The organism is Photobacterium sp. 53610 (genome assembly GCF_036409375.1).
In the GTDB taxonomy this organism is placed as follows: Bacteria; Pseudomonadota; Gammaproteobacteria; order Enterobacterales; family Vibrionaceae; genus Photobacterium.
In genome coordinates, this window is the sequence record NZ_JAXOFS010000003.1 from 63,013 (window position 1) to 86,071 (window position 23,059).

General features: G+C 54.4%; 19 protein-coding genes. 15 read left to right on the forward strand and 4 right to left on the reverse strand.

The window, feature by feature from the left end; translation table 11 throughout:
• Positions 1–155: 155 nt before the first annotated feature.
• The 4 genes from SPK40_RS10230 (at position 156) to SPK40_RS10245 (ending at position 5,227) form a co-directional block, all read left to right on the forward strand.
• Positions 156–1,973 (forward strand): AMP-dependent synthetase/ligase, encoded by a 1,818-nt coding sequence (locus SPK40_RS10230; protein ID WP_330960411.1) that lies wholly within the window; start codon positions 156–158, stop codon positions 1,971–1,973.
• A 702-nt stretch (positions 1,974–2,675) separates the two neighbouring features.
• Complete coding sequence (locus SPK40_RS10235) at positions 2,676–4,394, forward strand: acetolactate synthase 3 large subunit (protein ID WP_248141524.1); 1,719 nt, start codon at positions 2,676–2,678, stop codon at positions 4,392–4,394.
• Positions 4,394–4,888 (forward strand): acetolactate synthase small subunit, encoded by a 495-nt coding sequence (gene ilvN / locus SPK40_RS10240; RefSeq protein WP_036750099.1) that lies wholly within the window; start codon positions 4,394–4,396, stop codon positions 4,886–4,888. The genes SPK40_RS10235 and ilvN overlap by 1 nt, the downstream gene beginning before the upstream one ends.
• Before the next feature lie 204 nt (positions 4,889–5,092).
• The gene (locus SPK40_RS10245; protein WP_256549383.1) at positions 5,093–5,227 is read left to right on the forward strand and encodes a hypothetical protein; all 135 of its coding nucleotides are present in this window, start codon (positions 5,093–5,095) and stop codon (positions 5,225–5,227) included.
• 109 nt (positions 5,228–5,336) lie between these two features.
• Here SPK40_RS10245 and pykF read toward each other — a convergent pair whose 3' ends face one another.
• On the reverse strand, positions 5,337–6,749 hold the full coding sequence (gene pykF, locus SPK40_RS10250; protein WP_330960412.1) for a pyruvate kinase PykF: 1,413 nt from the start codon (positions 6,747–6,749) through the stop codon (positions 5,337–5,339).
• A 687-nt stretch (positions 6,750–7,436) separates the two neighbouring features.
• Between pykF and SPK40_RS10255 the strand changes: the two genes are divergently transcribed.
• The 8 genes from SPK40_RS10255 (at position 7,437) to SPK40_RS10290 (ending at position 16,184) form a co-directional block, all read left to right on the forward strand.
• Positions 7,437–7,955: a sigma-70 family RNA polymerase sigma factor gene (locus SPK40_RS10255; protein WP_330960413.1), complete on the forward strand. Its 519-nt coding sequence runs from the start codon at positions 7,437–7,439 to the stop codon at positions 7,953–7,955.
• Complete coding sequence (locus SPK40_RS10260) at positions 7,952–8,233, forward strand: DUF4880 domain-containing protein (protein WP_330960414.1); 282 nt, start codon at positions 7,952–7,954, stop codon at positions 8,231–8,233. The genes SPK40_RS10255 and SPK40_RS10260 overlap by 4 nt, the downstream gene beginning before the upstream one ends.
• 86 nt (positions 8,234–8,319) lie before the next feature.
• Positions 8,320–11,208: a TonB-dependent receptor domain-containing protein gene (locus SPK40_RS10265; RefSeq protein ID WP_330960415.1), complete on the forward strand. Its 2,889-nt coding sequence runs from the start codon at positions 8,320–8,322 to the stop codon at positions 11,206–11,208.
• Positions 11,209–11,323: 115 nt separating this feature from the next.
• The gene (locus SPK40_RS10270) at positions 11,324–12,034 is read left to right on the forward strand and encodes a Slam-dependent surface lipoprotein (protein WP_248141518.1); all 711 of its coding nucleotides are present in this window, start codon (positions 11,324–11,326) and stop codon (positions 12,032–12,034) included.
• Between the two features lie 114 nt (positions 12,035–12,148).
• Complete coding sequence (locus SPK40_RS10275; protein WP_330960416.1) at positions 12,149–13,639, forward strand: surface lipoprotein assembly modifier; 1,491 nt, start codon at positions 12,149–12,151, stop codon at positions 13,637–13,639.
• Between the two features lie 161 nt (positions 13,640–13,800).
• Positions 13,801–14,748, forward strand: a complete 948-nt coding sequence (exbB, locus tag SPK40_RS10280; protein WP_330960417.1) for a tonB-system energizer ExbB — start codon at positions 13,801–13,803, stop codon at positions 14,746–14,748.
• A 3-nt stretch (positions 14,749–14,751) separates the two neighbouring features.
• Complete coding sequence (gene exbD / locus SPK40_RS10285; RefSeq protein WP_330960418.1) at positions 14,752–15,183, forward strand: TonB system transport protein ExbD; 432 nt, start codon at positions 14,752–14,754, stop codon at positions 15,181–15,183.
• Positions 15,180–16,184, forward strand: a complete 1,005-nt coding sequence (locus SPK40_RS10290) for an energy transducer TonB (protein ID WP_330960419.1) — start codon at positions 15,180–15,182, stop codon at positions 16,182–16,184. Before exbD ends, SPK40_RS10290 begins: the two co-directional genes overlap by 4 nt.
• A gap of 22 nt (positions 16,185–16,206) precedes the next feature.
• On the opposite strand, the gene SPK40_RS10295 is transcribed toward SPK40_RS10290, so the two are convergent.
• Entirely contained in the window at positions 16,207–18,597 is a 2,391-nt protein-coding gene (locus SPK40_RS10295; RefSeq protein WP_330960420.1) for a winged helix-turn-helix domain-containing protein, read from the reverse strand.
• 218 nt (positions 18,598–18,815) lie between these two features.
• On the opposite strand from SPK40_RS10295, the gene SPK40_RS10300 reads away from it, so the two are divergent.
• Genes SPK40_RS10300 through SPK40_RS10310 form a run of 3 tightly spaced genes read left to right on the forward strand, consistent with a single transcriptional unit; the run spans position 18,816 to position 21,017 of the window.
• The gene (locus SPK40_RS10300; RefSeq protein ID WP_330960421.1) at positions 18,816–19,502 is read left to right on the forward strand and encodes a cytochrome c biogenesis protein CcdA; all 687 of its coding nucleotides are present in this window, start codon (positions 18,816–18,818) and stop codon (positions 19,500–19,502) included.
• 11 nt (positions 19,503–19,513) lie between these two features.
• On the forward strand, positions 19,514–20,032 hold the full coding sequence (locus tag SPK40_RS10305) for a TlpA family protein disulfide reductase (RefSeq protein WP_248141511.1): 519 nt from the start codon (positions 19,514–19,516) through the stop codon (positions 20,030–20,032).
• A 19-nt stretch (positions 20,033–20,051) separates the two neighbouring features.
• On the forward strand, positions 20,052–21,017 hold the full coding sequence (locus SPK40_RS10310; protein ID WP_330960422.1) for a peroxiredoxin family protein: 966 nt from the start codon (positions 20,052–20,054) through the stop codon (positions 21,015–21,017).
• On the opposite strand, the gene pdxR is transcribed toward SPK40_RS10310, so the two are convergent.
• On the reverse strand, positions 20,993–22,480 hold the full coding sequence (gene pdxR / locus SPK40_RS10315) for a MocR-like pyridoxine biosynthesis transcription factor PdxR (protein ID WP_330960423.1): 1,488 nt from the start codon (positions 22,478–22,480) through the stop codon (positions 20,993–20,995). The two genes, SPK40_RS10310 and pdxR, sit on opposite strands and share 25 nt — an antisense overlap.
• A 76-nt stretch (positions 22,481–22,556) precedes the next feature.
• Positions 22,557–22,997: an ArsR/SmtB family transcription factor gene (locus SPK40_RS10320; protein WP_330960424.1), complete on the reverse strand. Its 441-nt coding sequence runs from the start codon at positions 22,995–22,997 to the stop codon at positions 22,557–22,559.
• Positions 22,998–23,059 lie beyond the last annotated feature (62 nt).

Consider the following 23,059-nt stretch of genomic DNA (forward strand, 5'->3'; position numbering starts at 1 on the left):
GTGTCTCCTGAAAGCAGCGGCCGTAAGGCAGAGTGAGAGCCATGCGGCATTCTGCTCTAAACTCTTTACGGGGCTGTTGCCTTTTGACGTCCGATCAGTAGACTTTCCGCTCCTTCAGCGAACAGCTGTAAGCTAACAACACGGCAGAGCAGTATATGTCACAACTCGAGTACCACATCGTTCACCGCATCCGGCAGCAAATCAATCGTCTGGGACCGAACACAGCACTTCGTTATCCGCAGAATGGTCAGTGGCGGGATATCAGCTGGCACGCGCTGGGGGAACAGGTGCATCAGCTGGCGCTGGCGTTGCTGGCTCAGGGAGTTGGTGTTCAGGATAAAATCGGTATTTTCTCTCCGAATATGGTGCGCTGGACTATCGCTGATCTGGCAACCCTTTATCTGCGTGGTGTGACGGTGCCGATATACCCGACCAGTACGCCTCAGCAGGCGGCTTACATCATCAACAATGCCGATATCCGGGTGCTGTTTGTGGGGGAAAAGGCACAGCTTGATGCGGCGCTGGCCGTTGCCGCCGAATGTCCGCAACTCGAGCGCATTGTGCTGATGGAAGGGGACTGTGAAACGGAAGTACCGCAGGTATGTGATTATGCTCAGTTTGTCTCTGAGTCGACGCAGGCTGATCCGGATGAATTGGCGGCACGACTGGATGACTGCCGGATGGAAGATTTGCTGACCCTGATTTATACCTCGGGGACCACAGGCACGCCGAAAGGGGTGATGCTGGATTATGCCAACTTCGCAGCTCAGCTTGAAGGTCATGATCAGCGACTGGCCCTCAGTGAGGGAGATATATCTCTGTGCTTCCTGCCGCTGTCCCATGTGTTCGAGCGGGCCTGGACCTTCTATGTGTTACATCGGGGCGGCATCAACTGCTACCTGACGGACACCAATGCCGTGCGTGAAGCGCTGGTCGAAGTGCGGCCAAACGTGATGTCCGCAGTGCCGCGTGTCTATGAGAAAATTTATGGAGCCGTGCAGGCCAAAGTTGCCAAAGCGCCGGTTCACCGCCGTGCACTGTTTCATGCTGCGGTTGCGATAGGCAGCCGGATGGCAGCGTGCCGTCAACAGCAGCGACAACCGTCTGCGTTGCTGAAGTTGGCGCACAGAGCGGCAGACAAGCTGGTGCTGTCGAAACTGCGGGATGTGCTGGGCGGCCGGATCAAGTTTATGCCATGCGGCGGTGCCAAGCTGGATGCAGGCATTGGTCGTTTCTTCCATGCGATCGGAATTAACGTCAAGCTGGGCTACGGTATGACGGAAACGACGGCCACCATTTCCTGCTGGGATGACGGGGCGTTTAATGCAGACTCCGTCGGAACCGTGATGCCCGGTGCAGAAGTCAGGATTGGCGAGAATAACGAAATTCTGGTCCGGGGGCCGATGGTCATGCGGGGGTATTACAAACTGCCGGAAGAAACAGCCGCGAACTTTACCAAGGACGGCTTCCTGAAAACCGGTGATGCCGGGGCCTTTGACACGCAGGGCAATCTGTTCATTACCGATCGGATCAAAGAACTGATGAAAACCTCAGGCGGGAAATATATTGCCCCGCAGGTGATTGAGGGAGCGATTGGTAAGGATACCCTGATCGAACAGATTGCTGTGATTGCGGATGCCCGGAAGTTTGTGTCTGCGCTGGTGGTCCCTTGTTTTGAGACTCTGGAAAGCCATGCCCGGGAGTTGAATATTAAGTATCACAACCGGTTGGAACTGCTGAAAAACAGCCAGATTCTGGCGATGGTTGAAAAACGGATTGCCGAGCTGCAGAAAGATCTGGCCAAGTTTGAGCAGGTGAAGAAATTTACCCTGCTGCCGAAAGCTTTTTCTATGGATGACGGTGAGCTGACTCCGACACAGAAACTGCGCCGTAAGGTCATTCTTGAGCGCTACCACAAGCAAATTGAAGCCATGTACAAAGAGAGTCACCGGAAAGAGCCGCCGCAGCACTGAGGGTCGGTAGCTTCACCGCTGTCGCCCCAGAGTCTGCTCAGTCAGCTTGTTCACTTCGCTAATTCTCATCGTTTGTCCGCATCGCGAGTTCAAATCACTTGCTCGCATCGTTTGGGGATGAATCAGCAGCCTGTTTGTCAGGCTGCTGCCAGCGCTTTAGTCACACACGCCTCTCTTTTTCATGATTTTCTGTCAGATTTCCTGTTTTTCCTGACTTTGTTCAGGTGATATCAACTGTTCTGTTTGGTCAAAATTAGTTCATTATTCTGTTTATATAACACGCGATGGCTATTAATAAGGTGATTCTTATTTAGTACAGAAAATAACCACGAAATGGCTGTGGGGAATAGACGCCAGCGGTGAAAAAACGTTATGTTGGTCCACGGGTTCTGCCGGGGGGAACATCCCCTGGCAGGCGCATAGCACGAAAAACACATTGGATTTCTTTAGGCTAAAGATAAGCCCTAACTATGTTATACCCGTCTGTATCACTGACTTTGAAGAGTCTGTCATGTCAGCCGCAACCTCAATCGGCGGCAACTTCTGACGGCAGACCCGCTCGGTAATCTGGCGTAACCCGGTATGACTGTCTTCCCTGCTGCTCCGGCAAGGAAAGACGGCCCCAGCTCGTCATGAACAACCGGCAACTTCAGGTCAGAACTACGGTGCAGGCGCAGGTATACACGACCTGGAGGCAAGAATATGGAAATGTTGTCCGGCGCCGATATGATCGTTCGTTCAATGATCGATCAAGGCGTAAAGCATATCTTCGGTTACCCTGGCGGTTCTGTTCTGGATATTTACGATGCGCTGCACGAGAAGAGCGACATCGAGCACGTGCTGGTGCGCCATGAGCAGGCAGCCGTGCATATGGCAGACGGCTATGCCCGTGCGACGGGCGAAGTGGGCGTGGTCCTGGTGACCTCAGGCCCGGGTGCCACCAACGCGATCACCGGCATCGCGACCGCATACATGGATTCTATCCCGATGGTTGTCCTGTCGGGTCAGGTGATGAGTGATCTGATCGGAAACGATGCGTTTCAGGAATGCGATATGGTCGGGATTTCCCGTCCGGTCGTGAAGCACAGTTTTCTGGTGAAGCGCACTGAAGATATCCCGGCCATCATCAAGAAAGCTTTCTACATCGCATCCAGCGGCCGTCCCGGCCCGGTGGTAGTTGATATCCCGAAAGACATGCTCAATCCCGCTAAAACATACCCGTACAAATACCCGGAAGCGATCAGCATGCGCTCCTACAACCCGACTCTGCAGGGGCACAAAGGTCAGATCAAGCGTGGTCTGAAAGCTCTGCTGGCTGCGAAGAAGCCGGTACTGTACGTGGGCGGCGGCGCCATTATGTCCGGTTGCGAGCAACAATTGCTGAAGCTGGCTGAAAGTCTGAATATTCCTGTGGTCAGTACCCTGATGGGGCTGGGCGCTTTCCCGGGGACGCACCACCACAGTCTGGGGATGCTGGGGATGCACGGCACCTATGAAGCGAACATGACCATGCACAATTCCGATCTGATTTTCGGGATTGGCGTGCGCTTCGACGACCGGACCACCAATAATCTGGAAAAATACTGTCCGAACGCCACGATCATGCATATTGATATCGACCCGTCGTCGATTTCCAAAACGGTGAAAGCCGATATCCCGATTGTCGGCTCGGCTGATGCGGTCCTGAACAGTATGCTGAAACTGCTGGAAGAGCAGCAGGGAACCAATGACAAAGCTGCACTGGATGAGTGGTGGAGTGAGATTGAATCCTGGCGTGCCCGCAAGTGTCTGAGTTATCAGACTGACGGAGAGCGCATCAAACCTCAGCAGGTCATTGAAATGCTTCACAAACTGACCAAAGGTGACGCGTATGTGGCATCGGATGTGGGTCAGCACCAGATGTTTGCCGCACTCTACTATCCGTTTGATAAACCACGTCGCTGGCTGAACTCCGGTGGCCTGGGGACGATGGGTTTTGGTCTGCCAGCCGCTATGGGCGCCAAGTTCGCGCTGCCGGATGCCGAAGTCCTGTGTGTGACCGGTGACGGCAGTATCCAGATGAATATTCAGGAACTGTCGACGGCGCTGCAGTATGATATTCCGGTGAAAATCATCAACCTGAACAACCGTTTCCTGGGGATGGTGAAGCAATGGCAGGACATGATTTATCAGGGGCGCCATTCACATTCCTACATGGATTCTGTGCCTGATTTTGCTGCAATTGCAGAAGCTTACGGCCATGTCGGCATCCGCATTTCTGATCCGGCGAAGCTGGAAAGTGAGCTGGAACGCGCTTTGGCAATGAAAGATAGGTTAGTCTTTGTTGATATCAGCGTGGATGAGACAGAACACGTTTACCCGATGCTGATCCGAGGCGGATCCATGAGTGAAATGTGGCTGAGTAAAACGGAGAGAACCTAATGCGCAGGATTGTATCAGTATTATTAGAAAATGAACCGGGTGCACTTTCACGCGTGGTGGGACTGTTCTCCCAGCGTGGGTATAACATTGAGTCGCTGACCGTTGCCCCAACGGATGACCCGACGTTGTCGCGTCTGAATATCACCACCAGCGTTGAAGATGCCGCGCTGGAACAAATCGAGAAACAATTACATAAACTGATCGATATTCTGAAGGTCAGCAATGTGACGGATTCAGAACACGTCGAGCGTGAGCTGATGCTGGTGAAAGTGAAGGCCAGTGGTTATGCCCGTGCGGAAGTGAAGCGCACGTCTGACATTTTCCGCGGACAGATTGTCGATGTCACCAGTCAGATCTATACCGTTCAGCTGGCAGGGACCAGTGAGAAGCTGGATGCCTTTCTGGATGCCGTGAGCGAAGCCACGGAGATCATTGAAGTGGCACGAAGCGGAGTTGTCGGTATTGCCCGCGGAGAACGTGCCCTGAAAGCCTGATCTTTCAGTTAATTGATTCATTCTGTCAAAGCCTGCCTGGCATGTGTCCGGCGGGCTTTTTGACGTCTGGTCGTCGTTTACCGGATATTCGACTAAAGTCTAATGAGTAAGGTGTCGATAGAGCAGCCCGAGTAAGAATCCGGCACAAATGATACCTCTGTACCTTAGACGAAAGTCGATAAGCAGCAGATCCGGGGGAATCAGATGATGTTGAAGACTGTTTTGGTTCGCACAACCACAGTACTGCTGTGCTGGCTCGGTTTTCATGTCAGTGCTTTATATTTCCTGTTGGCCGTTCTGTTACTCAATACGCATCACAAGGAAATCTTCGGCTGGTGAAACTCAGTCCGGAACGGCAATGCGTACTGTGTGAAAATGGCCGTGCGGAAATCAGAAAAAAGAAACGGGAGCCGAAGCTCCCGTTTTTAATGCGTCTGTTGCTGTCTGATTACAGAACGTGTACAGAAGCCGTGTTCGTTGTACCTGAAGGAACCAGCGCACCGGAGACCATCACAACGATGTCGCCTTTCGCGCCCAGAGCGGTTTCCAGCGCCAGTGCTTTACCACGTGCGTAGAAGGCATCGGTGCTTTCAATCGCATCAACAACGACTGGGGTCACACCTTTGGTCAGGCACAGCTGAGCCGCAGTTTTCGGGTTGGTGGTCACAGCCAGAATGTTTGCCGTCGGGAAGTATTTACGTACAGAGCGGGCTGATTTACCGGCTTCAGTCGCAACCACGATCAGCGGCGCGTTCAGCTTCTCAGAAGTATCCACTGCACCTTTACACACCGCTTCGGTGATGCGCAGGCGAGGGCTGTCCAGACGTGCGCTCAGTGAAGCACGCATTGCAGCGTCAGTGCGATCACAGATTTGCGCCATGATGGTGACCGCTTCGATTGGGTATTTACCCTTCGCAGACTCACCAGATAGCATGACGGCATCAGTACCGTCCATGATGGCGTTCGCAACGTCACCCGCTTCAGCACGGGTCGGACGTGGGTTCTTGATCATCGAATCCAGCATCTGAGTTGCTGTGATAACAACTTTACGGGCACGGTTACATTTCTCGATCATCATCTTCTGCGCGAAGATCACTTCTTCAACCGGGATTTCTACACCCAGGTCACCACGGGCAACCATGATGCCGTCAGATGCTTCCAGAATCGCGTCGAAGTTGTCGACACCTTCCTGGTTTTCAATCTTAGAGATGATCTGAATTTTCTCGCCGCCATTAGCGTTCAGCAGCTCGCGGATTTCCTGAACGTCTTCAGCCTTACGGATGAAAGATGCAGCAACAAAATCAACGCCTTGCTCACAACCGAATTTCAGGTCCGCTTTGTCTTTCTCAGCCAGTGCAGGCAGGTTGACCGAAACGCCTGGCAGGTTCACACCTTTGTTCTCACCCAGGTCGCCGTTGTTCAGCACGCGGCATTTCACTTCGGTGTCTGTGGTTGCCAGCACTTCCATTTCGATCAGGCCGTCGTCAACCAGAATGGTGTTTCCCGCAACCAAATCCTTGGCAAAGCCAGGATAAGTCACAGCTACACGGTCTTTGTTGCCGACAACAGCAGTGTCAGTGGTGAAAGTGAATTCCTGACCTGCAGTCAGGGTCACGTCTGCGCCGCCTTCCAGTTTGATGGTACGGATTTCCGGACCTTTGGTGTCCAGCAGAATCGCAACGGGTTTACCGGTTTGCGCCATCACTTCACGAACGTTCTGGATACGCTGACCGTGCTCGGCGAAGTCGCCGTGCGAGAAGTTCAGACGCATCACGTTCATGCCAGCGTTGACCAGCTTGGTCAGCATTTCAACAGATTCAGTCTTAGGACCAATCGTGCAGACGATCTTGGTTTTTTTCATTGAGAATATTCTCCGGAGAACTTGAAGGAAACTTTAGGCGCTTTATACCTCAAAGAACTGAATCAATAATGTTGAATCATGGCTACAAAATGAGATCATGATCGTGTTTTTATCAATAAAGTTCCGCAAGGTATCCGTCAGCCATTCAAATTGTTGGGCAACATTACTTGCTTTATGAAAGCAGTTGCTTTGCTTTGATAAAGCAGGCGAAATGAATTCACAGGCTGGCTGAACCGTCAACATCATCAGGATGGAGATCCGCTGCCAGTGCCACAAAGTGGCTGATGAAACAAGGTCGTAAGTATAGCAGAGTTTCTTTCCCATTCCAGTGTGTGAGTTGGGTCAACCTTTTGCTCCGACCAGCACGCTATGCATTTGATTCATGTGTCAAAGCCTCAAAGCGCAAGGCATTTGGGACATTTACGGGACGACGTCCTGATGTAGCCTGTCCTGAAAAGTTTTTTATCAAATAACTAATTTTGTTGAAAACAGGTTGCCGTTTGATGACAGGCGCAGAATTCTGCCTCATTGAACCTGCCTTTGCCTTGTCCCCGCGCAAATTTCTGTTGTAAACGTCAGGCTTCTTTATTCTAACGGTTGAATAATCTTTTTCTATATTGATAATCATTATCATTAAGATTTGGTTTTATTCAATTTGTGGTTAATAAGTAGCAGGAGCGCCAGACGATGACAGCGGCAGACCAGACGAATATGAAGCAGGTGGGTCAACTCTATCAGCAACATCAAAGCTGGTTATCGGTGTTTATTCAGCGTCGTCTCGGTTGTCCCTATACTTCGGCAGATCTGGTTCATGATACCTATCTTCGGCTGATCAGCAGTGGCCGTTTACCGGCTCCCGGCGAATCCCGGCGATACCTGACCCATATTGCCAAAGGCCTGGTGATTGACTTGTATCGTCGCCGTCGCGTGGAGTCGGCCTATCTGGAATACCTGCAACAGCAGCCGCAGGATGTTTGCGTGTCGCCGGAAGAACGTCTGCAGATGGTTGAAGCGCTGACCGCGGTGGATCGTTTACTGCGTCACCTGCCGGATAAAGTCCGGCAGGCTTTGCTGATGCGTCAGCTCGAACACATGAGCTACAAGCAAATCGCGGCGGCGCTGGACGTTTCGGTCTCATCCGTTGAGAAGTATATCGCCAAAGCACTGCAGGCTTGCCTGCTGGCCAGTATGGAGGCGAGCTTTTGACGCCGCATCGCATTTCAGTGGACGTCATCCTGCAGGCATCCCGCTGGATGGCCAGGCTCTGGGCCGACGATGTCAGTGATCAGGACAAACAGGCTTTTGACGTCTGGCGGCAGGATCACCCGGACAACGAGTCGGCCTGGCGACAGCTCACTCAGGTTCAGGCACAGTTTTTGGCCGTGCCTCAGCATCCGGCCAGCCGCCGCATTCTGATGACCCGGCGCAGGCAGGCCGTTAGTCCGGGGACATGGCCTGATTGTGTGAGCTCCGTAACAGAATAACCAGGAACATCGGGAGCCGGTTACGGCTTTTTCCTTCTCATACGGTGTACGGAGGCATTCACCATAATCATGAGAAGGAATTCACAGTGCATCAAAAGGTTAAGCCCAATCTCACCGCGTTGCTGCTGAAGGTTCATCTCGGGCTGGCTGTGGCAGTGTTGCCCGGCAAAGTCTGGGCTGAGTCTGCGGAACAACCCTCTGAAACTTCCGTCGGGGACCCCGATGCTGCACGTGATGAGTTGATGCTGCAGGAGGGTGGTTCGTTACAGCACACCGCCGATGACAATGAGATGACTCTGGACACCATCAATGTCTCTTACGGCGAGTCCGGCGGGCTGACCCGTGATGAAGCCGGTGAGTTTGCGGTCTATGACGACGATCTGTCGACCGTGTACACCGGCAAAGATGAGATCGAGCGATACAAAGGCAAGGATGCCGCAGATATGTTCAAGGGCATGCTGAACGTCTACAGCGGCGATGCCCGCAACGGCGGCGGGGTCGATCCCAGTATTCGCGGGGTACAGGGACCGGGCCGGGTGCCGCTGTCGATTGACGGGACGGAACAGGATCTGACGGTCTGGCGTGGGTATCGCGGGGTTTCGAACCGCAACTATATCGATCCCAATCTGGTGGGCGGGATCCAGGTGATCAAAGGGCCGTCGCTGACACCCAATGTGCATGCTTCGGTCGGCGGTGCTGTGGTGGTCAATACGATTTCCGCCGAGGATATTCTGAAAGTTGGTGAAACCTTCGGCGGTGAAATCGTGATCGAAGGCAGTAACAATGCAATTTCGCCCAGAGAGCCGGTGTTGCTGACCGGTCAGGATTACCGCACCGTGCCGGGGTTCCCGCAGGAGAGCCCGGAGTATGCCTATGGTGATCCCTCGCTCTGGAAAGTGATGAGCAACGACAAGGAACACAATCCGTTTGCCGGTGAGGACTATGCCTACCGGCTGGCACTGGCAGCGAAAAAGGAAAATTATGAGCTGCTGGCGGCTTATGCTTACCGCAACAAAGGGAATTATTTCAGCGGTACCCGAAATGCAGATTTTTACGATCATCCCGCTCAGGATGAACAGTTCATGACCCGGATTGACCCGCGCTCGCTTGCCAAGCGGCAGCGGCCCGGTTATGAAGTGCCCAATACCTCGAGTGAGCTGGAATCTTATCTGCTGAAAGCCAAATTCAGTCTGGTGGATCAGCAAACGCTGGAAATTGGTGCCCGGTATACCGATGCCACTTATGGCGAAATCATGGCCAGCCGCTCCGGTAATATCGGCGCAAACGGAGAAATGGCGCAATGGCCGCTCAGCCATGTTGAAACCCAGGCTTACAATATTCGCTATGCCTGGCAGCCTGAGAATCCCTATATCCATCTGACGTCCAATCTCTGGACCACGTATACCGTCAGCGATACCAACACCGCGGGTGGTTTTCCTAATTTTGCTAATCGGGTCGACATCGCAGATCCGACACCCGGAGCCAGCCCGTTGCTGCGCAATACGGCGGCGACCAATGCCAAAGACAGTCGGATCGGTTTTGACCTCAGTAATCAGATGTGGCTGACCGATACACTGGGTCTGACGCTGTCCGGCCGATATCAGTACCATAAATTGCGCTCTGATGATGAATACCGTGGGGAGGTCGATGGCTGGCGTCACTGGCCGCGGGAAGGGCGTCGTCAGGAGTATGAAGGGCAGTTCAATTTCCAGTGGCAGCCAGTGGATTTTCTGCGTTTCACTGCAGGTGCGAGTTACAAGAATTACTGGGCCATTGATGACTTTTTGTCGGATCGGATTGCGGCCGGAGACAGTCGGTTCACCAAAGAGCATGCTGCAGATAAGGGGATGTTACTGTCTTATAAAAGCCTTGAAAAATATACCCCGGAAGAGATTGAACAGAATGTTGCAGCTGTTGCTGATGACATTGTTTTGAAGAATTTCATCAATCAGATGCTGGGGAAACCGCCGTTGACCCCGCAAGAAGAAGCGGCTTTGTATCAGAAAGCCCGTACGACAACGACTTATGAAGTCGACCATGAAGGGAATGAATGGCTGCATGACGGTGAAGGCCGTTACAGCCGGGAGAACAACCCTTGCCTGATTGCCCAGCAGTCGCAGCCGAATTATATCGAAGGTTCCTGTATTGAAAGCGGAGCGCAGGTCGGGGCTTACGACAAAGAAATCAAGGGTGGAAAGAAAAAGGGAAATGCCTGGGTCCCGGCACTGTCGGCTACCGTGATGTTTACGGATACCAGCCGGATGTATTACCGCTATACCGAGGCAGTCCGTTTCCCGAGTATGTTTGAAAGCACGCTGGGCTTTTCCGCCAACAATAATCCATATACCGGCTTAGACCCGGAACATGCTTATAACCATGAGGTTGCTTTCGTTCAGAACTTTGATGAGGCCGATCTCAAACTGACTTACTTCCATCACAGAACCAAAGATGTGATTGAGCGGTCGGGAAATATGATGCGTTTTTACAACATCGATCAGCAAACGCTGGAAGGACTGGAATTCCAGAGCCGGTACGACAACGGTGATTTCTTCTCCGATCTCAGCCTCTCTTACCTGCTGAAAAATGAAGTCTGTGATGAAAGCCTGGCGATTTTGTCTGATTTCAACGGTTCGACGCCGGACTGTGTCCATGCCGGGTTTGAGGGGGGATATCTGGCCGATCAGGCGATTCCGGAATATTCGGTGAATCTCAATATCGGCGGACGTTTCTTCGATCGCCGGATGGAAACCGGCTTGCGCACCGTCTTCATACCGGGCAGTAAACATGAAGAAGCATTGGCGCGGGATGACGCCTTAACCTTCGATGCTTATGCCCAGTACCGTTTCAATGATGCGCTGGCGCTGGAAGTGATCGGCACCAACCTGACCGATCTCTATTACATCGACCCATTGGTACGCTCCAGCGTCCCGGCCCCGGGGCGGACGGTGAAAGTGAAGTTGCAGGTTAATTTCTGACGCTCAGAAAATTTGAATTTGTTTTACGGGTTTGAAGCCGTGGTTCGGTATACCCAATGAAGGCAGCGCCATGGGCCTTCATGAGCCAACTCAAACTTCAATAAGGATATGTAAAATGAAAAAAGCTGTTGTGATGATTGCCGTACTTTCCGCCTGCATCAGCGGTGCTGCCCAAGCCAATATTGTTGGCACCCAAAGTGACAACACCCAGATTCTGGTGGGAGAATCGAATCTGAATGCCGGGCCTCACGTCGCAGGTCGTGCAGGCATTGGTGCAGCATCCATGGGTTCAACGGCGCAAAAAGTTGATTTTCAGGCCCTGAAAAATTACGGCCGCGTGAAAAACGGGGTTTATGTGCTGGGTGGCGGTCATTCGGGGATGGGTAACTTCAATTTTGCCAGAGTCGGTGCCGGTGATGTCTGGTTCGGTGAGTGGGCGAGCGATATCAGCAGCGATGCCGATCGGACGGTCTATTATGTGGGAGATACCGCAGGTACCACGCTGCCGACCAGCGGCACCGCCACCTATGCGGTGAAAGGGGTGAACAAATTCTCCGGCAGCAATGATCTGAACGGCACATTTACCGCCAACTTCAGCAACAACACTTTGAATGGCTCGATTGCCAACAGCCAGTATTCGCTGGGTGTGAATGCCACCATCAACAGCGCGACGGCAGCCTTTCACGGGACGGCCACAGTCGGGCCAGCGAACGGCACAGCGAAAGGCCATTTCTTTGGCAATAATGCGGCGGCACTGGCCGGGATTGCGCAATTTTCAGGCAGTGCAAAAATCTTTGATACCGCATTCGGCGGGACGAAACAGTAACCGATGGATACCGGGGCCTGTGTACTGGCCCTGCTGAATGTGACAGGGGCTGTGTGTTCGCGGCCCCTGTTTATTGTCGTCACGCCATCAGGGTATCTGCCATCAGGTTAACGCATGTTGATGATGTATTTGCGCCGACTGTCGTCATTCGCCGGTCTGGCTTTCCTTTCTCTTTTATTCTTTGCACCACTTGCCCAGGCAGATCAGGACACGAACCTCCGTCTGGAGCAGAACACGGTCTTGCAGGCCCGGGAAAAAGAACAACGTCTGCTGGAAGACGAGCAGGCCCGGGATGATGCCGAAGCACTGATCATCGACGGTCAGGTTTATCAGGTCGAGGACAATCTCAATGCCCTGGGGCAGGCGATTTATCTGTCGGTGAAAGCCCGGCGCTGGGCTGCGGTCCGTGGATTTCTGCCCCGGTATCTGGCACTGCCCGGTCATGACATGATGCTGGTGCATTATGCGCAGGGCGCGCTGGCACGAACCGAGGGTGAATTTGACCAGGCAGAAGTTTCGTACCGGGCATTGTTGCGTTTACAGCCGGATTTTCTGCCGGGTCAGCTCGAACTGGCACGGGTGCTGTTCGAAAACCAGAAAAACAGGGACGCACAGAGACTGTTTGAAAAAATCCGCGCATCCCTGCCGTTGGATGATCCCAGAGCACAGGGCGTGCTGAAGACGGTGGATGCCTTTGCGCAGGCGCTGGCATACCGGGACAGCTGGCAGGGCGCAGTTTCCTTCGGTCCCGGTTACAACAATAACCTCAATCTCTCTTCAGAAAGCTATACCTGCTTACTTCGGATGCCGAGTGGCGAGTGTCTGGTCGAGCGGAAAACCCCGAAAGCCGAATCGGCTTACGGCACCACATTTGAAGCGAGCCTGAATAAACGAATCTCGCTGAGCGGTCATCATGGCATCAGTTTCCTCGGTCTGGCTTATGGCGAGAACTACGCTCATCACCGGCAGTACAATGAGTATACCCTGCTGACCTCTCTGGGTTACAGCTATCACACCGCTAATTATCAGTTGCTTTCCGCGCCTTTGTTCGAATACCGGATGCAAGGGAACGATGCGCTTTATCAGGCCTGGGGCGGCAAGCTGAGCGGGCTGTATCAGTTTGCGGCGGGCACGGCATTCAAGCTGGAAGCTGAAGCGAAAGATCTGCAGTTTCTGCCGGACGGGCTGGATTTTCAGTCCGGCTGGCAGTACGCCGGCTATGCCACGTTCTGGCATCAGTTGCCGGGACAGTGGCTGCTGTTTGGCGGGCTGGACTGGACAGATAAACGCACGGATGAAGCTGTGTATGCCTACCACATGAAAGGCGTGCGGCTTGGCGTTCAGCGTACGTGGGAAATCGGCGTTGAGACCGCGCTCTTCACCTCGTTCCGGCAGCGTGAATATCAGGCCTACAGTGCTTTGCTGGAAGCCACTCGAGAAGACGACGAACAAAGTTACACGCTGGAAACCCGTTTCACCGGGCTGAGTTTTTGGGATCTGACCCCGGTGCTGACACTGGCGCACAACCGGGTCAGCAGTAACGTGGATTGGCTGTACAGCCATGATCAAAGCGAGGTGAGTCTGAAAATCGAAAAGCGTTTCTGACCCGATCAAAAAAGTCTGAAAAAAATCCGGTATCCGATTACGGATTTGTCGTGCTCGTTCGGTATCTCTCATAGGCGTACTCGGCGCACACAATAGGCGCGTTTTACCGGGCGTGGTTTATCACGTCTGATGAACAGGGAAATATCAGAATGGAAAGGAATATGAATCAGACGATTAGATGGCGAGCCAAGCCGGTGCACATCAGGCGAGGAGCCATGATTCTGGCGGGGATGCTGTTGTTTTACCAGAGCTTTGCACAGGCAGAAACTGCGACGCCTCCCGAAACCGGCGCAGATGCTGGGTCTGCTGAAGTTCAGACGTTGGATCCACATTCGGACCTGGCGCTGATTGAAGCTGTACAACCCGTATCGGCGCATCGGGCGCAAACCCATGCGGGCACGGACTTATCTCCGCTGGGGATGTATCAGGCAGCCGACTGGGTGGTGAAATCCGTGATGATACTGCTGCTGGCGGCCTCCCTGATGACCTGGTCCATTGGCGTGGCCAAACAGCTGCAGATCTCTGTGGCCTGCCGCCGTGCCCGGCGCATGTTGCTGGCACTGACGACGGCGGACACGCTGACGGATGGCGCTGAAAACACACAATCGGGTCAAGGGGCGGGGATGGCGCTGATTCAGGAGACCCGGCACGAGCTGACCCTGTCAGCCCGTGGCACTGCGAGTGACGGCGGGATCAAAGAAAGGGTGCAGGCAAGGCTGGAGCGGGTGCAGGTGTCGGCCGGACGCCGCATGAGCCGGGGCACCGGCGTACTGGCGACGGTCGGTTCAGTGGCGCCTTTTGTCGGCCTGTTCGGCACCGTGTGGGGCATTATGAATGCTTTTATCGGCATTGCGGAAACCCAGACCACCAATCTGGCCGTGGTGGCCCCCGGCATTGCCGAAGCCTTACTTGCGACTGCCATCGGTCTGGTCGCGGCCATTCCTGCCGTCGTCATTTATAACCACTTCACCCGGGCAATTCAGGGCTATAAAGCATTGCTGGCCGATATGTCCGTGGCACTGCTGGTGCTGGTCAGCCGGGATCTGGACCGGCAGCAGACAGGGGCAATGGCCCCCACCTCTGTTCAGGCCTTGCAGAAAGCGGGGTAAGAGATGGCTTTTCAGACCCCGAATGACAGTGACGAACTGGTCGAAAATCATGACATCAATGTCACGCCTTTCATTGATGTCATGCTGGTGCTGCTGATTATCTTCATGGTGGCGGCCCCCTTATCGACGGTGAGTGTGCCGGTGGATTTGCCTAGTGCTGCCGCTGAGCCGCAGCCGATGCCGGACAAACCATTTTATCTGACCATTCAGAAAGATATGACTCTGACCCTGGGAGAAGACAAAACCGTGGCGCTGGAGGCTCTGGCCGGTGCACTGGCAGCGGCTCTGCCGGATCAGCAACAGCGGATTTACTTGCGTGCCGATCAGTCTCTGACTTACGCGCAGCTGATGGCGGTCATGAATCAGCTGGGGCAGGCGGGTTATCTGCAGGTCGCACTGATTGGTTTGGAGCAGGTCAGGGGACCGGCCTCATGAGCACGCTGACCGGGTTTGGCAGTGAGCCCCGCGGGTGGGATGACAGCTGCCGCTGGTTGCTGACCGGAATCGCCATCAGCGTGCTGCTCCATGGCAGCGCAGTTGCGGCGTATTGGTGGCAGTTTGCCAGCAAGTCTGTGTCTGCGGCACCGGCTGCCGCGCCGATGGCGATTACACTGATGATGCCGCTGGCTTCTCCTGCTGAAGATCAGAGTGAGCTTCCGCCGTCGGAACCGCAGGTACAGCGCACTCCGGCAAAGCGTGTTGAAACCGCAGCATCGAAAACAGACGATCGGGCAACAAAAACTGCCATGCAAGAACGCGTGGCGCTTCCTGTTGCGGAGAAGCCGTCGCCATTTCGAAGTCAGGAAAATCCGTCGCAAACAGCCCTGCCTGAAGCTATACCCGAAACGATTCCTGAACCGATAGCCGATGCGCCCACAGAGACGGCGTCTGCTGAACCGGCGGCTCTGAAACCGCCGTTGGCTGAACAAACAAGGGTTGAACAAACAAAGGTTGAACAAACCCAGGCTGAGCCTCTGTCGGAATCACCGGCGGTCCAAGAGCCGGAAGCCAGAGAACCGGTCGATACGGCACAGCAGGCTGTCGCAGCCCGGGCGGCCAGTGCACCTCCGGGAGTGAAAGTGCAGGAGAAAGCCGAGGTGGTATCGGCACCGGCGCGGGGCCAGTTCAGCAGGTTTGGCGAGCAGCAGAAACAGACTTGGCAACGCAGGCTGCATGCGCATCTGGAGCAGCATAAGAAATATCCGCGTCAGGCCAGACGGTTCGGGCGTCAGGGCACTCCGGTGATCGCTTTTACCATGGACAGAAATGGCCTCGTGCTGGTCGTGAAACTGGTGAAGTCGAGCGGAAACCGTTCGCTGGATGAGGAAGCGCAGGCGCTGGTCAAACGGGCGGAACCCTTACCCAAGCCTCCGGCCAGTCTTGAGGGCGCACGCCTGACCTTCACCGTTCCGATCAGCTTCAGCCGTTCCGGCTGAGCCTTCTGTTTCGTCCGGAGCCTCAGAGCCAGTCACTCTCGCAATACACCAGATGGGCTTTGGGTTCCGGCGACAGGGTGATGACTTCGCCCTGCGATGCCCCTTGGTAGTCCTTCAGACGTTGTTCATCTTCAGGCTGCCATTGCTCGGGCAGCGTTTCTCTGAAAAGCGCCAGGATACGGGCGGCTTCGCCGGGCTGACCGAGTTCGTAGTAAGCTCTTGCCGTATAGACCGCTTCCAGCCGGGTCACGATGGGGATTGTTGCCAGTTCAGTCACTGCCGTGTAATTGTGCCGGGACAAATGAATCCGCATCTTGCTGTAGCGGATGTACCCCTGAGTCAGAGGAAGATCCAGAGTGTTTGCCAGACTGGTTGCGTGGTCGAGGTGCTGCATTGCCAGTTGCATCTTGTTTTGATCTGCGGCGATCCAGCTCTGAAATAATGCAATATTGGTTTCTAACAGAGGGGAGATATCTTTTTTCAGCAGCTGCGAAAAGGCTTTCCTGGCACGTGCCAGCTGATGAGGCTGTTGCGGATGTTTGCCCAGCCACTGCAGATCCAGACCCTGATCCATGGCTGCAAAGGCCAGGTAGAACTCACTGTCGAGTAACAAGCGCTGCGCCCCCAGTTGTTCAGCCAGTGCTCTGGCTTCAGAGAAATAAACTTCCGCTGACTGGCCCTGATGGGACTGCATCAGATAAAACCCCTGATAAATCAGGGCCTGCGCTAATTCATAAGGCTGGCCGAGCTCACGGTACATCGAGATAGCTTCACTGAGGGATGATTGGCGGATCGACAGGTCTGTCTGATCATTCTGTGCAATGGCCAGCAAGGTCGCGGCCTGACGCGGTTGATCCCCCAGTTGCCGGTAAAAATTCAGCGCCTTAAACAGCCGGACCTGATTGGCGGCCAGATCATTGCCGGGGATTTTTTCCAGCCCGACATTGGCCGGACGGCCGAGATAAAACAGCTGATCAGCATCCTGACGCAAGGCCTGTCCTTTCCCCAGTAACGTGGTGAGGTTCTGCGTGAGCTGGTGATGGGTTTCCCAGTCCATGAGATTCCAGGCCAGTTGCGTTTGTAACTGATATACACGCACGAGGGTGGCCAGGTCGTTTGCCTGTTCCGCAGCGGCGACAGCCTGTTCAATCTGGATGGCGGCATCCGGCTCACCCCGGCGGTAGCTGATCTCACTCAGCCAGTAGCGCTGGGCTGCGTACAGTGCCGATTCCTCCTGTAGTCGCGCTTCAGGCAGTGCGTTCAGCTGCTGTTGTGCTTCCTGCCATTTGCCCAGGCGGACATCGGTGCCAGCCAGCTGAATCCGGGCCCACAGGTTGTCGGGTTCCAGGATCCGGGCGGCATCAAAGAATTTCCGGGCCGCCTGAGCCCCTTGTGTCTGCAGCAGGGATCGCCCCTGCGCCAGTGACTGTGCTGCAATGCCGGGGGATTGCTCTGGCTGAAGCGAGGTGTGATCCGGACGGAACAGGCGTTGCAGCTGATGGCTGACGGACGCGATGGCCGGGGTCAGCTGCGGGTAGGCCATGCTGCCCTGCTGGGTCCGCCCGTCAGCATAAATCAGCTGAAATTCCAGTATTTGCTGGTGGTTGTGCTGCCGGACGGCGCCAAACAATGCAGCCTGAAAGCCGCGCTGGCTGAGCAGGGTACGGATTTGCGCGGGCAGGGTTGGCCAGCTTAGTCCGGCATCCAGTAACCAGGCATTGGCAATGGCGGGCGGGATCACCGTGAGCTGCTGATTTTTGCTCAGCTGTGCCGCCAGCATGTCGGCCAGACCGAGCTGAATCCAGTCGTATTGTGCATCGCCCGTGTCATTGATCAGCGGCAGGATCACCAGTCCGTTTTGGGGATGAGACGAGCGTGCGGCGTGCGGTTCTGATGTTGCCGCCGACATTAGATGCCAGGTAAAACCGCCGGCTGTCAGCACTGTGACAAGCAGCAGGCTGATGACAATGGCAGGCCAGTGCACAAACCAGGATTGGGACGTTCTGCGCTCTCGCTCCCCGTGTTTCAGGGGAGAAGTCTGCTCGGTCTCAGGCTTTGGTTCAGCTTCAGTGTGAGTCTCAGTTTCAGGCGGGTTCAGCGGACAGATCCACTGATAACCCCGCTGGGGATAGGTGCGGATAAATTTCGGATTCTGCGCGCTGTCGCCCAGTGCCTTTCTCAGCTCCCGGATGCTCTGGGTCAGCGAATTTTCTCTATATTCACTGTGGTCCCAGAGGGCATCCAGCAGCGTGTCTTTGCTGATCAGCTGATCCGGATGAGCCAGCAGAAAAGTCAGTATCTGAGACACTTTGTGTCGCAGGTGGATCTCGGTTTCAGTTGACGATGCGTGACTGGTCAGCCGTCCGGTCACGGTGTCGAAAGAAAAAGAAGCAAACTGATAGCTGGTCATCATGTACCCGGACTTGTGTTCATTCTGGGGCCTTATTGTACGGAGAAGTGGCATGAAATCAATGCATTAGACTGGAAGTGAAATGTTTTCATCTTTTTGATTTATAAGGACTTAATGTGATTTCATCTGGATTTTACCGCTATTTTAGGTCCATTTGAGGACGCACCGCACGCAGTCATTTATAAGTGTCGCATCCCAACCAACAAAGGATGTGAGCCTCAATGGAAACTGCGATTCAAGCTGCACTGTTTCAACAGCAATTTGGGTTGTGGGTTGTCGGTGCGGTGTTCTTCGCCGGACTGCTGACCAGTCTGACCCCCTGTGTTTATCCCATGCTGCCGATCACTGTGTCTGTGGTCGGGAGTCAGGCAACCAGCCGCTGGCAGGCACTGGGGCTTTCAGTCAGCTATGTGCTGGGTCTTGCTGTGGTCTATGCCTTGCTGGGCATCCTGGCCGCGACAACCGGTCAGTTATTCGGTGCGGTTGCGACGCATCCGCTGACCCTGATTATGGTGGCAATATTCTGCTTCTCGATGGCGGCCTGGATGCTTGGCTGGATCAACCTGCCCGGGCTGGCGCTGAACCTGCCTTCTTCTGAATCCCGCCAGCGGCCAGTACTGGGGACGTTTGTGGCCGGAGCCTGTTCCGGACTGGTGATGGCTCCCTGCACATCTCCGGTGCTGGGCATGCTGCTGATGTATGTGGCGGCTTCCGGTAATGCGTACTGGGCGGCGTTGCTGATGTTTGTGTTTGCCCTGGGAATGAGTGCCTTACTGGTGCTGGCCGGTACGTTCAGTGGCCTACTGGCATCCATGCCCCGATCGGGCCAGTGGATGAACCGGGTGAAATGGCTGATGGCTGTGGTGATGGCCGGAGCGGGATCTTTCTTTTTGTTTCAGGCAATTTAAATGGAGATGTGATGAAAATGTCTGTTTTGATCAACCGAGGAATGCAGGCTGCGGCTTTCGCGCTTGCGATATCAATACCGGCTGTACAGGCCATTGAACTGGATGAAGCAGCGCCGGTGTTTCAGGCGAAAACGCTGTCGGGTCAAACCTTTAACATCGCGGATTATCTGGGGAAGAAGCCGGTGTATCTCAAATTCTGGGCAACCTGGTGCAACTACTGCAAATCTGAAATGCCGCATCTGAATGCCATTGAACAACAGTATGGCGATGATATCGCTGTGGTGTCCGTGAATATTGGCCTGAATGATTCCGTTGCAAATATTCAGCAGTTTTTCCGGCAGGAAGGCTACAGCGTCCCGACTATTTTTGATCGGAAGGGGGAAATTACTCAGAAATATCAGGTGGTTGGCACCCCTTATCATGTATTGATCGATAAAAACGGCAAGGTGGCCTACCGCACGTTTCTGGCAACCGATCAACTGGATCAGCTGATTGAAAGCTGGGGTCAGCAAGACGTCGCACAGCACTGAATGTTTGGAGGACAACACCATGAAACGATTGACGATTTTATACACTCTACCCGTACTGGCTAGCCTGTGTTTTTCGGCGTTGGTTCAGTCTGAACCTGCCGTATCGCTGCTGGAAAAACAACAGACACTGGCCGGGACACCGGTGCAGCTGAACGAGAACCGGATCACGCATCTGGTGTTCATCGAAATCTGGGCCAGCTATGCCGGTTCAGGCCCGGAAGCGTTTGTGGCGAGCCTGCCGGAATCTTTTCAGAAACGTACGGATCGGATCTGGGTTCAGCCGGAGATCAATGTTACCCGGGCCCAGCTGCTGGAATTTCAGGGATACTACCCGCAAGTGGCTCCCATTGTGCTGGATCGCGGACGGCATTTACTGACAGGCTTCGGTTTGTGGCAGACCCCGGCCCATGTCCTGATTGAGAAAGGCAAGGTCGTGTTCAGTGGCAGCAATGAAGCCTTGCTGGACTATCTTGAGCCGGGCAGAAAAACGGCCGAAGCAAAAGCCCAAACCTGGGATGCACTGCAGCCACCGACGGCAGCCGCAAGTACGCCGGTCAAAGCAAAGCCTTATGTTGTTCCTCATGTGGGGGATACCGCGCCATTATTTCAGCGCCAGACGATGTCGGATCAACCGGTCTCTCTGGCAGCACTGTTGCAGCAGGGTCAGGCGCAGCAGCCGGTTTCTTTAGTGTTTCTGGATGCCTTGTGTCCGATGCCGCATTTCCCGGATTGTGAGCAGAAGATTACGCAGTGGCAGCAACGGGTGGCGAAAGACAGCGCCCGGCGCTGGGTGGGCGTGATCAGCGGTTATTATATTGATGCGTCGATTGCGTCAGCCTTTGCTGAAAAGTTTGGCCTGACGGCACCACTGATCTTTGATACCGACAACAGTGTTTTCACCCAGTATGGTATTCATGCCACACCGTATCAGGTGGATGTCGGCCGGGACGGACGCATCGTCTATCGCGGAGATCGTCTGCACTGAGTCTGGTCGGGTTGCCTGGTCGGTGTGTTGTGATGGAACAGGTCTGCCAGACGGGCAATCAGCGGTTCGATAGCATTTAGCGAGACATTGCCAAAGCCAAGGACGGCCCCTTGCCAGCATCTGGCGGATGGCTGTGCATGTTCATAATAACTCAGCGGCCGCAGGACAATTCCTGCGGCTTCTGCTGTCTTCACAAAGGTCATTTCATCCATCCCATGCTGCCATTTGACGGTGAGATGTAACCCGGCGGGCTGGCTGATAACTTCCAGTGTGTCGCCAAAATACCGGGCAATCATGGCCAGCATCCGCTGATGCTTTTCTTTGTACAACCGACGCATTTTGCGGATATGACGCAGCAGATCCCCTTCCTGAATAAAATCTGCCAGGGCAGCCTGTGTCAGGGCAGGTGTATCGCCGGTCAGGGCATCTTTGAGCATCAGGCAGCGCGGCATCAGTTCGGTCGGCACCACCAGATAGCCCAGCCGCAGGCCGTTAAACATGACTTTACTGAATGAACCGGCATAGAGGATCTGCTGATCGTTCCCCATCTGTCCTGCTAATCCCTGCATGCTGGTGTAGGGACGGTGGGCAAACTGGAACTCACTGTCATAGTCGTCTTCGATGATCCAGCGCTTTCCCTGCACCGCCCATTCAATCAGTCTGAGTCGTTGCTCGGTATTGAGCGTTGTTCCCATCGGGTACTGATTACTGGGGGTGAGATAGAGCGCATGGGCCGAACTGCTCAGCACCGCGTCAACATCCAGCCCCAGGGAAGGCAGAACCGGCAGCGGCAAGTCATCGTAGCCCTGCCAGCCGATGATCTTGCGCATTTGTGTATATCCCGGCTGCTCCATCAGGATTTGATCGCCGCGGCTGAGCGTGGCCATCAAGGCTAGTGAGAGGGCCTGCTGGGCGCCGGACGTAATGAGGATCCGGCCGGGATCACAGTGGACCGAACGGTTGGTAGCCAGATAGTCGGATATTGCCTGGCGCAGTTCGGGTAAGCCCTGCAAGTCCTGATTTCCCATCAGGGTCTGGCGTCCGGCATGGCGCTGCAGCAGCTTTTGCCATTTGGCGGCAGGAAAGGCGGCCAGATCCGGCACGCCCGGTGCAAACGGGGCATTGATGTCCAATGCCGGCTGAACCGGTGCTCTGGCCAGTGACGATAATGAGGCGGGCAGGTAATGATCCGGCAGTTCGACGGTGACATAAAAGCCGGATCCCAGACGGCTCTCAATGTAACCTTCGGCGACCAGCTGCTCGTAGGCGGCCGTCACCGTGTTTCGGCTCAGTGCCAGTTCCTGCGCCAGCTTGCGGGTGGACGGCAGTTTTCCGCCCGTGGGCCACAGATGACGGACAATCTTCGTTCGGATCGCATGAAACAGGCGTTCCTGACGCGTCCCGGTTCCGCTGGTGATCGAGAGATCACCGGTTTCAATCGGGGCTGGATTCGGGCGAGGCATAACCGGACCTTACAAGCGGATGATTCAGGTGAAAATGAGCAGACCAGTTTAACGGCTGCCGATCATTTTTCCTGCGTTATCCGTTGTGTTTCAGAAATTGAAGTAATCCTGGATATTCCAGTTCCAAAGCTTCCCGCCGCAGTTTGGCCAGAGAGCAGTTTCCGCGGTCAACGTGGGAGATCAGCCCAGCATCTTTCAGGATCTTGAAGTGATGAGAGCGGGTGGCTTTGGAGACGGTCAGCCCGAATGAAGTGCAGTGACGCTCTGCATTTTCTTCGTCGTGAAGCAAATCAAGCATAATCTTCAGCCTGATGGGATGGGCCAGGGCTTTGAGGATGTCTAACATGGCTGCCTGCCCGCAGCTGTCGCTTTTTTCCTGTTCCGGCATGGTCATTTTCCGAATAGATGAAAATATAAAACCATTGACATAGCCAAAGGTTCTCTTTAAGGTTCGAAAAAATTCGAACGTATGAAAATAATTGTACGTAAGATTTAACTCAAACCATTGTAGTGGCAACAGGAAACAATGTCATGGAAGACCGTTGCCCTGCATATCAACCGCGAAGTCAATTCGAAGGA

What these genes read in the sequence shown, in the direction of transcription:
- SPK40_RS10230 (WP_330960411.1), top strand. Translation starts at nt 156, where the DNA reads ATGTCACAACTCGAGTACCACATCGTTCACCGCATCCGGCAGCAAATC.
- SPK40_RS10235 (WP_248141524.1), top strand. Translation starts at nt 2,676, where the DNA reads ATGGAAATGTTGTCCGGCGCCGATATGATCGTTCGTTCAATGATCGAT.
- ilvN (WP_036750099.1), top strand. Translation starts at nt 4,394, where the DNA reads ATGCGCAGGATTGTATCAGTATTATTAGAAAATGAACCGGGTGCACTT.
- SPK40_RS10245 (WP_256549383.1), top strand. Translation starts at nt 5,093, where the DNA reads ATGATGTTGAAGACTGTTTTGGTTCGCACAACCACAGTACTGCTGTGC.
- pykF (WP_330960412.1), bottom strand. Translation starts at nt 6,749, where the DNA reads ATGAAAAAAACCAAGATCGTCTGCACGATTGGTCCTAAGACTGAATCT.
- SPK40_RS10255 (WP_330960413.1), top strand. Translation starts at nt 7,437, where the DNA reads ATGACAGCGGCAGACCAGACGAATATGAAGCAGGTGGGTCAACTCTAT.
- SPK40_RS10270 (WP_248141518.1), top strand. Translation starts at nt 11,324, where the DNA reads ATGAAAAAAGCTGTTGTGATGATTGCCGTACTTTCCGCCTGCATCAGC.
- SPK40_RS10275 (WP_330960416.1), top strand. Translation starts at nt 12,149, where the DNA reads ATGTTGATGATGTATTTGCGCCGACTGTCGTCATTCGCCGGTCTGGCT.
- exbB (WP_330960417.1), top strand. Translation starts at nt 13,801, where the DNA reads ATGAATCAGACGATTAGATGGCGAGCCAAGCCGGTGCACATCAGGCGA.
- exbD (WP_330960418.1), top strand. Translation starts at nt 14,752, where the DNA reads ATGGCTTTTCAGACCCCGAATGACAGTGACGAACTGGTCGAAAATCAT.
- SPK40_RS10290 (WP_330960419.1), top strand. Translation starts at nt 15,180, where the DNA reads ATGAGCACGCTGACCGGGTTTGGCAGTGAGCCCCGCGGGTGGGATGAC.
- SPK40_RS10295 (WP_330960420.1), bottom strand. Translation starts at nt 18,597, where the DNA reads ATGATGACCAGCTATCAGTTTGCTTCTTTTTCTTTCGACACCGTGACC.
- SPK40_RS10300 (WP_330960421.1), top strand. Translation starts at nt 18,816, where the DNA reads ATGGAAACTGCGATTCAAGCTGCACTGTTTCAACAGCAATTTGGGTTG.
- SPK40_RS10305 (WP_248141511.1), top strand. Translation starts at nt 19,514, where the DNA reads ATGAAAATGTCTGTTTTGATCAACCGAGGAATGCAGGCTGCGGCTTTC.
- SPK40_RS10310 (WP_330960422.1), top strand. Translation starts at nt 20,052, where the DNA reads ATGAAACGATTGACGATTTTATACACTCTACCCGTACTGGCTAGCCTG.
- pdxR (WP_330960423.1), bottom strand. Translation starts at nt 22,480, where the DNA reads ATGCCTCGCCCGAATCCAGCCCCGATTGAAACCGGTGATCTCTCGATC.